This is a genomic window from Stenotrophomonas sp., from assembly GCF_036662295.1.
Taxonomy (GTDB): Bacteria; Pseudomonadota; Gammaproteobacteria; order Xanthomonadales; family Xanthomonadaceae; genus Stenotrophomonas.
Genome location: NZ_JAVWXA010000125.1, coordinates 1 through 10,787 on the forward strand (window position 1 = coordinate 1; position 10,787 = coordinate 10,787).

Consider the following 10,787-nt stretch of genomic DNA (forward strand, 5'->3'; position numbering starts at 1 on the left):
CGGGTGGCCCCCCCCCCCCGCCCGTACCCGCCCCAAGCGACAAGGCAACGCACTCGCGAGGCTCCACAAAGCCTTATCCCATGGGCGAAGAAACGAAGAAAAGGCGCGCCAACTGGCGCGCCTTTTCATTCACGCATTGCGATGAAGCCAAGAATCAGCGCTTGGCAGCCGCCGGCGCTACCTTCAGGCCGCTGGCATCGACGCGCTTGACGCCCTTGATGCCTTGGGTCACGCGCAGTGCCTTGTCATGCTCGGCTTGGGTCGCCACGGTGCCCTTCAGGGTCACCACGCCATTCACGGTTTCCACCATGACTTCGGTGCCCGGCACGTTCTTGCTGGTCAGCAGATCGGCCTTCACCTTCGTCGTGATCCAGCTGTCGGTCACCGGCTCGGCCGAATCATGCTTGTCAGCATGGGTCATGGCCGAATGGTCGGTCGTCTTCGGCGGGTCCTTGGCCATGGCAGACGAGGTCGCCATCACCATACCGAGGGCCAGCGAAGCAGCAAGCAGATTGCGGGTCGTGTGGGTCATGTTCGGTGTCTCCCTGTGTGTGTGCCCAGTCTCCCTGAACGTGCGTGTGCAACACGTGCGCAGCACATAACGCTGCCGTGAACCGCTCAGCTTCATCCACAACCGTTCATGTTTCGCCCACCGCGTCCAGCCGCTACGCTGGAGCACCCTCCCCCCACTGGAGCGCCCCCATGACTGCCCCCCTGCAGGTGGGACTGATCGGCTACGGCCTGGCCGGCAGCGTCTTCCACGCCCCGCTGATCCAGCACACCCCCGGCCTGGTCCTGCACAGCATCGCCAGCTCGCAACGCGACCGGCTGTTGCGCAGCTTCACCGACGTGCGCATCTGCGCCACCCCTGCCCAGCTGCTCGACGACCCCGCGCTCGATGCCGTGGTCATCGCCACCCCCAACAGCGAGCACGCCCCCCTCGCGCTGGCTGCGCTGCAGGCCGGCAAACATGTGCTGGTGGACAAACCGTTCGCGCTGGACCTGGCGCAGGCCCGGGCCGTGGTCGACGCCGCGCAGGCCGCCAAGCGCATCGTCACCGTGTTCCAGAACCGGCGCTTCGACGCCGACTTTCTCACCCTGCGCCATGTCCTGGACAGCGGCGTGCTTGGCGAGGTGGCCGAATGCCACTCGCACTTCGACCGCTACCGCCCGCAGGTACGCGAGCGCTGGCGTGAGAGCGATGCCCCTGGTGCGGGCCTGTGGATGGACCTCGGCCCGCACCTGCTCGACCAGATGCTGCAGCTGTTCGGCTGGCCCGAGGCGATCACCGCCGATCTGCACGCCCAGCGCGCGCAGGCACGCAGCGATGACTATTTCCACGCCGTGCTGCATTACCCGCGGCACCGCGCGATCGTGCACGCCGGTTCGCTGGTGGCCGCATCGGCGCCGCGTTTCAGCGTGCATGGCCACCTCGGCAGCTACCTCAAGGAAGGCCGCGACGTGCAGGAAGACCAGTTGCGTGCCGGGGTGGCACCGGGTGCCCCGGGCTGGGGCCTGGACCCGCTGCATGGCCAACGGGTGACCGTGGATGCCGACGGCCACCCGCACCGGTGCAGCGTGGACAACCTGCCCGGCGACTACCGGCGGCTGTATGCCGCCTTCGGCGAGGCGATGCGAGGGCGTGGCGCGCCCAGCGTGGGCATCACCGAGGCGCTGCAGGTGATGCGCCTGCTCGAGGCCGGGGTGGAAAGCGCGCGCAGCGGGCGGCGGGTGACGCTGGCGTAGCGCGCGCCGCCCTGCGCGTATCGGCGCAGGGCGGCGGGGTGGCGGCGGGGTGGCGGCGGGGTGGCGGCGAGCCGGCCAGCGGCCGGCACTACCGGGGCTTGATCGCGTGGCCGCCGAACTCGTTGCGCATCGCCGCCAGCAGGCGGTCGCTGAAGGAGTTCTTCTCGCGCGAGCGCAGCCGCTCCAGCAGCGACAACGTGATCACCGGCGCCGGCACGTCCAGGTCGATGGCCTCGGCCACCGTCCAGCGGCCCTCGCCGGAGTCCTCCACGTACGGCGCGATCCCGTCCAGCTGCGGGTTGCGGCCGAGTGCATCGGCGCTCAGGTCCAGCAGCCACGAGCGCACCACGCTGCCGTGCTGCCAGGCCGTGGCGACCTGGGCCAGGTCCAGGTTGAAATCGGTCTTGTGCTGCATCAGCGCGAAGCCTTCCGCATAGGCCTGCATCATCCCGTACTCGATGCCGTTGTGGACCATCTTGCAGAAGTGGCCCGCACCGCTGGGCCCCACGTGCGCCCAGCCGCGATCCGGCGCCGGCGCCAGCGTGCGGAAGATCGCCTCGATCCGCGTCACCACCCCGGCCTCGCCGCCGATCATCAGGCTGTAGCCCTCCTGCAGGCCCCACACGCCGCCGCTGGTGCCGCAGTCCACGTAGGCCACGTCCTCGCCCTGCAGCTGGGTGGCGCGGCGCATCGAATCCTTGTAGTACGAGTTGCCGCCATCGATCACCACGTCACCTTCGGACAGGTGCGGGGACAGCGCGGCCAGGGTCTGGTCCACCACCTCGCCGGCCGGCACCATCAGCCAGACCACGCGCGGCACCGACAGCTGCGCCAGCGCGTCGGCGATCGAGGCACTGACCTCGAAACCGCGCTTGGCCGCGCTCTCGCGCGCGGCCTCGCCCGGGTCGACCCCGATCACCCGGTGGCCGCCGCGATGCAGCCGCTCGGCCATGTTGGCGCCCATGCGACCCAGGCCGATCATTGCAATTTCCATGTATCACCTTCCAGCGTGTGTGTTGTGGTGTGGGGAGGCTGCCGGCGGGGAATCGCACTGGCGGAGGCGTGCGTCGATCCAGCGTCGGTACAGCGTGGTATGCAGGTTGTGCAGGCCCAGTTCGAAGGCAAACGGCGTGCGCGGGTTGCGGTCGAGCAGGCGTGCGATGTGATAGCCCACAGGACGTATACCGCGAGGATGCACGTAAATCACGAACCCCTGGTAGAACGGATCGTCCAGCAGCGCGTCCAGTTCAGCCAGCAGCGGTTGCTGCGCATCCGGCAGGCCCTTGCGCCAGACCGGGTCGTGCTCGGCCAGCAGCCGTTCGAAGCGGCGCGGGCCCGGCCCGGGCATGCGCCGGGCCAGTTCCCAGATGCGCCGGTTGACCGCGTCGTAGTGCGCAAAGCCGCCGTGCGCGCGCAGCGCTTCCGCGGCCGCGTCGCTGACATCGACCACCACGAAGTTCTCGGCCTGGTTGTTGATGTCGTCCAGGTAGCGCTTGTCGAACACGTGTTCGATGAAGCCGGGCGCGCCGACGAAGGCCTGGCGGCCGAGCTGCGCGGTCTTTACCGCCTTGCCATCGGCGAAGAACGCGCCGGCATGACGCCCGAGCAGGATGCTGTCGGTGTCGTGCAGGGTCAGGAAGGTGCCGATCGACAGTTCGCCGGGGCTGAACTCGGCATCGAAGGCGGCATCGCCGTACAGTTCGCGCTGGGTGGCCAGCTGCGCTACCTGCCGCCCCACCCCGCATTCGGAGCGCACCCGGCCATCGTAGAAGTGCTGCAGGGCCACGCTGTTGCGCCCGGCCGGCTGGTAGCCGCGGCCGAAGCTGCGGAAGCGCTGCCAGCCCTGCGCCTGCGCGCCGCGTGCGCCGAAGCCGATCCAGCCCAGTTGCAGGGCCGAGAAGCGGTACCCGGGGTTGTCCTGCAGCTGCGTGGTAGCCCGGCGCGTGGCCTGGCCGAGTTTGAAGGTGTAGGCGCACAGCGTGGCCGGATCGTCGAACAAGCCGCTCATCCAGGCAGCGCGCTGGCCGGCCGTCCACGCCTGCGGCACCTGCACCCGCAGGTCGCCGGCCTGCCGGGCCTGCGCCAGCGTGGCCCGCGTGCACACCGGGCCACCGTGGACGACCGGCGCGGCCACCGGCGCGTCGACGAAATGCCAGCCGAGTTCTTCCAGCAGCGCCTGGGTGCAGCTCGGCGCTGGCGCGGCGGCGGCGGCCGCAGTGCCGATGGTCGCGCACAGCACCGCCATCAGGACCTGCGGCCATCGGCGCGGCCCACGCATCACCGTTGGGAGTGGCACCCTGCCCGCCTGATCAGTGCGCGGGCACCGGCGTAGCGGCTGCCGGCGCGGGGCCCGGCTCATGCGCCGGGGCCGGTGCCGCCGCCGGCGGTGCGGGCGGCGTCGGCTCGACCGGCGTTGCCGGCACCACCGGCAGGTACTGCTGCAGTCGATCGAAGAACCGGCGGTAGAACCCGGCATCCTGCACGGTGCTGCTGGCCACCTTCACCAGCGAGTCGTCGTTGCTGCCGAACGGCAGCGACACCGAGCCCAGCGCGCCCACGCCTACGCTGGCCGAGGTCGGGCTCTTCTTCAGGGCATAGCGATCCTGCACGGCGCTGACGAACACCAGCGACTGCTCGCCGCGCGGGGCGCAGGAGATCCGCAGCACCAGCTGCTCGTGCTCGTCCTCGCGTGGCTGGAAGTTCTTGTTGCCCTCCACCGCCGCGGTATCGGCGCGGGCGATCGCATAGCCCTGGCTGAGCAGGGTGCGGCGCGCGGCCTCGCAGGCCTGGGCCGGTGCGCCGGGCACGCTGCGCGAATAGGTGTCGCCAGAGTCGAACGACTCACGGATCAACGTGTTGTCGGCGGCGCGGCCGCCGCACGCGCTGAGGGAGACGGCCAGCAGGCCCGCCGGGAGTGCTTGGGACAGGCGCATGCGCGCTCCTGCGAGGACAGACCGCCCCAGCATAGGCCGGGCGGCGTATGCGCCAGGTTTAAACGGCGAAGGGCCAGCGCATCGGCCGGCCCTTCGTTGTCCTGGTGTTCACCGAAACCGGCCGCGGCCGGGATCGATCAATCGGCCCAGCGGCCGGCCCCGGTGGACTGCGGCAGCACCTGCGCCGACAGCGGGCGGTCCTTCTCCAGCAGGTTCACCGCGTCGGCCAGGATCGCCGCCGACTCGCGCAGCAGCGGGTCCGGACGCTTTTCGGCGGCCTTCTCACGGGCGGCATCCTTCACGATGTCACGCTCATTGCCGGTCAGGCCGTCGTCATTGCTGTCATCGGCCAGCGGGTCCAGGTCCAGGCCCAGCTGCTTGCGGATGACCTGGCGATCCATCCGCTGCTTGTCCTGCTTCTCCCGCTCGGCGCGGCGCTCGGCCTCGTTGAGCGAAATGTACTTCTTGGCCTTCTCGGTGCGGAACTGCTCGACGTCCTCGTTCCACCACTGGAACTCCTTGTCGGCCGCAATGCGCGAGGCATGCCGGGTTTCCAGCTTGGGCAGCAGCGGGCCGAAATTGCCGTACTGGGTGTGCGGCACGGCGGCGATGCGGGTCCACGGCAGCGCGTTGTCGTAGGTGCTTTCGCCGTACTCGCTGGCGTCCACGCTGGCCGGGAAGGCCAGGTCGGGCACCACGCCCTTGTGCTGGGTGCTGCTGCCGCTGACGCGGAAGAACTGGGCGATGGTCAGCTTGACCTGGCCATAGCGCTGGGTCTCGCCGCTCGGCCAACGGTCCAGGTCCACGATGTTCTGCACGGTGCCCTTGCCGAAGGTGGTCTCGCCGATCACCAGGCCACGGCCGTAATCCTGGATGGCGCCCGCAAAGATCTCCGAGGCCGAGGCCGAGCCGCGGTTGATCAGCACGGCCAGCGGGCCGTCCCAGGCCACCGCTTCGCTGCGGTCGCTGTTGACGGTAACGCGGCCGCCGGACTCGCGCACCTGCACCACCGGGCCCTGTTCGATGAACAGCCCGGTCAGTTCGATCGCCTCGTCCAGCGAACCACCGCCGTTGTTGCGCAGGTCCAGCACCACGCCGTCCAGCTTGTCGGTCTTGAAGCCGGCCAGCAGCTTGGCCACGTCGCGGGTGGCCGAGGCGTAGTCGGCCGCGTTGCGGCGACGGCCTTCGAAGTCCTGGTAGAAGGTGGGCAGCTTGATCACGCCGACCTTGCGCGCCGGCTCCCCGTCCTTGGCCGGGATGGTCAGCGTTTCGCCCTTGGCGGCCTGTTCGGCCAGGCGCACCTTCTGGCGGGTCAGCACCAGGGTGTGGTGCTTGCCGTCCACGCCTTCCTCGGCCGGGATGAACTCCAACCGCACCTGGGTGTCCTTCTTGCCGCGGATCTTGGCCACCACGTCGTCGATGCGCCAGCCGATCACATCCTCGATCGGCCCGGACTTGCCCTGGCCCACGCCGACGATGCGGTCGCCCGCCTTGAGCGTGCCGTTGACCGCCACCGGGCCGCCGGCGATGACCTCGCGGATCACCACCATGTCGTCCTGGCGCTGCAGCTGTGCGCCGATGCCTTCCAGCGACAGCGACATGGCCTGGTTGAAGTTCTCGGCGGTGCGCGGAGTGAAGTAATCGGTGTGCGGATCGACCGCGCTGGTGTAGGAATTGAGGAAGAACTGGAACACGTCCTCGCCCTTCAACTCATTGACCGACTTTTCCAGCGTGGCGTAGCGCTTGTCCAGCGTCTTGCGGATCTCGGCCGGCTGCTTGCCGGCCAGCTTCAGGCGCAGCCAATCGTTCTTCACCGACTTGCGCCACAGGTCGTCCAGTTCGGCATTGCTGGCCGCCCACGGCACGTCCTTGCGGTCGTACTCGAACTTCTCGTCGCTGCTGAAATCGAAATCCTGCTTGAGCTGCTTGCGCGCAAAGCCGATGCGCTCGCCCACGCGCTGCTTGTACACGGCAAACACCTGGAAGGCCGGCTCCAGCTCACCGCCGCGGATGGCGGTGGCGATGTTGGCCTCGAACGGGGCGAAGCGGGTCACATCGGCCTGGGTGAAGAACTGCTTGCTGCCATCCAGCGCTTCCAGGTAGCGCTTGAACACATCCTTGGAGGTGGCCGCGTCGAGCGCGCGCGGCCGATAGGCGTAGCGGCTGTCAGACAGCAGCCCGTACACCAGCTTGGAGGTGGTCACCTGGTCGGCCGTGGCCGCCGACGGCAGCGCCGGCGAATCGGCATAGGCGGCCAGCGCCAGCGGCGCGGTGAGCGCCAGGGCCATCAGGAATGCGGGGGCTTTGAATTTCATCAACTTGCTCATGGCACCTTGCCAAGGGGGAGACTGCGTGCGGATCAGACCACACGACAGTGCCGAAAGTTGCGGGGTTTGTCATCCATCCCCGCGCAACGGGGATTTCCAGCCTAAACGGCAGCGTGTAGCAAATTGTGAATGGCCGTGAGCGGCGGCACCCGCGTAGCCGACGACCGGGAGCGTATCGACCAAGGGTCGATACCGATCAGGCACGCGCCAGCCATTCGGAGGGGCAGCCCCCTGAGTCAGGGGGCGCGCCGACAGGCGCGGGGTCTGGGTGAACGGTAAGGCGGGGCCCGCGATCCGCATGGCGGATCGTGGGAAGCAAAGCGCGAATGCGCTTAAGCGACCGCGATACCCGCACCCTTGGCCTGCACGTCGGCATGGTAGGACGAGCGCACCATCGGGCCGGACGCCACGTGGCTGAAGCCCAGCTCGTAGCCGTAGACCTCCAGCGCCTTGTAGTCTTCCGGCGTCCAGTAGCGCAGCACCGGGTGGTGGTGCGGGGTGGGCTGCAGGTACTGGCCGATGGTGATCATGTCCACGTCGTGGGCACGCAGGTCGCGCATGGTCGCCCGCACCTGGTCCAGGTCTTCGCCCAGGCCCAGCATGATCCCGGACTTGGTGGCGATGGACGGGTGCTGCGCCTTGAAATGCTTCAGCAGGGTCAGCGACCACTGGTAGTCGGCACCGGGACGCACGTTGCGGTACAGGTCCGGCACGGTCTCGATGTTGTGGTTGAACACGTCCGGCGGGTTGGTCGCCAGGATGTCCAGCGCGCGCTCCATGCGGCCCTTGCCACGGAAGTCCGGGGTCAGCACTTCGATGCGGGTGCCGGGCGACTTTTCGCGGATGGCGCCGATGCAGTCGGCAAAGTGCTGGGCACCGCCGTCGCGCAGGTCGTCGCGGTCCACGCTGGTCACCACCACGTACTTCAGGCCCATGTCGGCCACGGTCTGGGACAGGCTGGCCGGCTCGTTGGCGTCCGGCGGCTTGGGCCGGCCGTGGGCCACGTCGCAGAACGAGCAGCGCCGCGTGCACACCTCGCCCAGGATCATGAAGGTGGCGGTGCCGTGGCTGAAGCACTCGTGGATGTTGGGGCAGCTGGCCTCTTCGCAGACGGTGACCAGGCGGTTCTCGCGCAGCTTGGCCTTGAGGGTCTGCACGGCGTTGCCCGAGGGAATCCGGACCCGGATCCAGGACGGCTTGCGCAGCACCGGCGCGTCGGCGAACTGCACCGGCGAGCGGCCGATCTTGTCACCGCCCAGCTGTTTGACCCCGGTCTGCAGCGGCGCGGCGGACGGCGTGTCGCCCTGCACGATCTGCAGGGGAATGAGGCGAGCGGTGGTTTCAGTCATGGCCTTTGTCGCGGCGGTCAGGCCGCGTCTGTCAGATCGGGCAATTCGGTGGTCGGCTGGAGGTCCAGGCCGAACTGGCGGGCCAGATGGCCCAGCAGCACCGGCTTGACGGCCGCCACGCCGGACGGTCCCCCCAAGTCTACCACCGAGGTCACCTGCAGCCCTTGGTAGCCACAGGGGTTGATGCGGTGGAACGGTTCCAGGTCCATGGCCACGTTGAAGGCCAGGCCATGGAACGTGCAGCCCCGGCGGACCCGGATGCCCAGCGCGGCCACCTTGGCCCCGCCCACATAGACCCCGGGCGCGCCGTCCAGCCGTTCAGCCCCGATATTCCATTCGTCCAGGGTGTCGATGATGGCCTGCTCGATCCGGCACACGTAGTCGCGCACCCCGATGCCCAGCCGGCGCAGCTGCAGCAGCGGGTAGACCACGATCTGGCCCGGCCCGTGGTAGGTGACCTGGCCGCCGCGGTCCACATGCAGCACCGGGATGTCACCGGGGGCCAGCACGTGCTCGTCCTTGCCGGCCTGGCCCAGGGTGAACACCGGATCGTGCTCGACCACCCACAGTTCGTCGGGGCTGGCATCGCCACGGGCGTCGGTGAACCGCTGCATGGCGTGCCAGACCGGGGCGTAGGGCTGGCGGCCGAGATCGCGCACGGTCGCCGGCTGCGCGGCTCGGGCGCCGGGCGCGGGCGCGGTATCGCAGGCGCCTACAGCGTCCACTTCACTTCCGGGTGGTCACGCAGCACGGCGTGGGCGGCGTCGTACTGTTCGCGGCTGTCGGCCTTGAACACCAGTCGCACCGAGACATACTTGCCGTTGGACGAGTGTTTCCAGCTGATCCGCTCGGTCAGCACTTCCAGGCCGGCCTGCTCGAGCAGGCGTGGCAATTCGCGTTCCAGCTCCTGGCCGGCCGCGCCCATGGCGCTGAGCTCGAACTGGCCGGGGAACTGGAAGCCGTGGTCGGGGTTGTCAGACTTGATCTCCATGACCGCGATTATGGGGACGCCTGCGACCGAACCCAAGCCTTGCACGATCGTGCCCATAGCGGCGCCGAACGGCACGTGAAAATCGGTCTTCACCAGCAAGACGCTCCAATGCGTGCGCGGGTCTGGCGACGGCCTCACGTCCTGACTACGCTGCTTCGGCATAAAAACAGAACAAATCCTGAGCGGGAATTCCATGTCGTTGAAGCCCTACGCGTTGTCGGCCGCACTTGCCGGCGCCCTGGCGCTCGTCGCCCCTGCGGTCCAGGCCGCCAACCAGTGTGGGCCGGACGCGATGCGCGAGCATCCGCCGCAGGTCAATTTCCGCGTGGACAACGATCTGTTCGGCGGCGCGGACCAGGACCAGGGCTACACCAACGGGGCGCAGATCACCCTGGTGTCGCCGAACCTGGTGGACTACACCGACGACCCCTGCCTGCCGCGGCTGGCACGCTGGGTGAACCGGCACCTGGAGCGGTTGCACCCGGGTGAGTTCGAGCAGCAGAACATGATCTTCAGCGTGGCGCAGGGGATCTTCACCCCCACCGATTTCACCCGCAAGGACCTGATCGAGGACGATCGGCCATATGCAGGGGTGCTGATCGGCAGCTTCGGCTACAACGCCCGGCGCGGCGACCGGCTGCAGACCACGCAGCTGGCGGTGGGCGTGGTGGGGCCGTGGGCGCTGGGCAAGGAGGTGCAGGATGCGGTGCACGATGCGCTGGGCGATGAGAAATTCCAGGGTTGGGACAACCAGCTGCACAACGAGCCGGTGTTCATGCTGACCCACGAGCGGATGCGTCGCTGGCCGGCGGATGCCAGCGAAAACGCGGGCGGCTGGGGCTGGGATGCGATCAGTCATTACGGCGGGGCAGTGGGCAACCTGGCCACGCATGTGAACGCCGGCGGCGAGGTGCGCTTCGGCTGGAAGCTGCCGGACGACTTCGGCAGCACGCCGCTGCGACCGGCGGGCGAGAACACCGCGCCGACGCGCGGTGGGCGGGCATCGGGCTGGTCGTGGCACCTGTTTGCGACGACGGATGCGGCGTGGGTGATCCGCGATATCACCCTGGACGGCAATACGTTCCGCAACAGCCACAGCGTGTCCAAGCGGCACGTGGTCGGCCAGGGCGGCTACGGGCTGGCGGTGATGCGTGGGCGCTGGAAGTTCGCGGTGGCCCGTTACCACAGCACCCGCGAGTTCGACGGGCAGCGCGAGGCCCCGGTGTTCGGCAGCTTCACGATCAGCCGTTCGCTGTAACGGGCGACTGATCGTGATGCGGGTAGCTGCCGACCGCTGGTCGGCACACCGAATGGAAAAAGACCGGCACCGCCGGTCTTTTTTTGCCTTGGCGGTCCCTGGCAGGCACCCGACGCGCCCGGCCAGGCACCGGTAGTGCCGGCCGCTGGCCGGCTCCTCATGAGCCCATCAGGACGTGCGGGG

Annotated in this window: 10 protein-coding genes; 2 read left to right on the plus strand and 8 right to left on the minus strand. The window is 68.7% G+C overall.

Translation table 11 applies throughout. The features are described from left to right. Nucleotides 1-154: 154 nt before the first annotated feature. Nucleotides 155-532, minus strand: coding sequence for a BON domain-containing protein (locus tag RSA25_RS17245; protein ID WP_332810061.1), 378 nt, complete (start codon nt 530-532; stop codon nt 155-157). Nucleotides 533-702: 170 nt separating this feature from the next. Here RSA25_RS17245 and RSA25_RS17250 point away from each other — a divergent pair, with 170 nt between their 5' ends. After that, on the plus strand, nt 703-1,746 hold the full coding sequence (locus RSA25_RS17250; protein ID WP_332810062.1) for an oxidoreductase: 1,044 nt from the start codon (nt 703-705) through the stop codon (nt 1,744-1,746). Between the two features lie 88 nt (nt 1,747-1,834). Here RSA25_RS17250 and gnd read toward each other — a convergent pair whose 3' ends face one another. The 7 genes from gnd to RSA25_RS17285 all read right to left on the minus strand — a co-directional run bounded on the left by gnd (nt 1,835) and on the right by RSA25_RS17285 (nt 9,346). Next, the gene (gnd, locus tag RSA25_RS17255) at nt 1,835-2,740 is read right to left on the minus strand and encodes a phosphogluconate dehydrogenase (NAD(+)-dependent, decarboxylating) (RefSeq protein ID WP_332810063.1); all 906 of its coding nucleotides are present in this window, start codon (nt 2,738-2,740) and stop codon (nt 1,835-1,837) included. Between the two features lie 3 nt (nt 2,741-2,743). Beyond that, nucleotides 2,744-3,991 carry a hypothetical protein gene (locus tag RSA25_RS17260; RefSeq protein WP_332810064.1) on the minus strand — a complete coding sequence of 416 codons (1,248 nt, stop codon included), beginning with the start codon at nt 3,989-3,991 and terminating at the stop codon, nt 2,744-2,746. Nucleotides 3,992-4,055: 64 nt separating this feature from the next. Further along, a complete protein-coding gene (locus tag RSA25_RS17265; RefSeq protein WP_332810065.1) occupies nt 4,056-4,679 on the minus strand; it encodes a DUF2242 domain-containing protein in 624 nt (207 codons plus the stop codon). A 137-nt stretch (nt 4,680-4,816) separates the two neighbouring features. Further along, nucleotides 4,817-6,994 (minus strand): carboxy terminal-processing peptidase, encoded by a 2,178-nt coding sequence (locus RSA25_RS17270; protein ID WP_332810066.1) that lies wholly within the window; start codon nt 6,992-6,994, stop codon nt 4,817-4,819. 344 nt (nt 6,995-7,338) lie between these two features. Beyond that, nucleotides 7,339-8,355, minus strand: a complete 1,017-nt coding sequence (gene lipA, locus RSA25_RS17275) for a lipoyl synthase (protein ID WP_332810067.1) — start codon at nt 8,353-8,355, stop codon at nt 7,339-7,341. 17 nt (nt 8,356-8,372) lie between these two features. Beyond that, nucleotides 8,373-9,080, minus strand: a complete 708-nt coding sequence (gene lipB / locus RSA25_RS17280; RefSeq protein WP_332810068.1) for a lipoyl(octanoyl) transferase LipB — start codon at nt 9,078-9,080, stop codon at nt 8,373-8,375. Beyond that, nucleotides 9,068-9,346 (minus strand): DUF493 family protein, encoded by a 279-nt coding sequence (locus tag RSA25_RS17285; protein WP_332810069.1) that lies wholly within the window; start codon nt 9,344-9,346, stop codon nt 9,068-9,070. The genes lipB and RSA25_RS17285 overlap by 13 nt, the downstream gene beginning before the upstream one ends. A gap of 193 nt (nt 9,347-9,539) precedes the next feature. Between RSA25_RS17285 and RSA25_RS17290 the strand changes: the two genes are divergently transcribed. Next, the gene (locus RSA25_RS17290) at nt 9,540-10,604 is read left to right on the plus strand and encodes a lipid A deacylase LpxR family protein (protein ID WP_332810070.1); all 1,065 of its coding nucleotides are present in this window, start codon (nt 9,540-9,542) and stop codon (nt 10,602-10,604) included. The last annotated feature ends 183 nt before the right edge of the window (nt 10,605-10,787 follow it).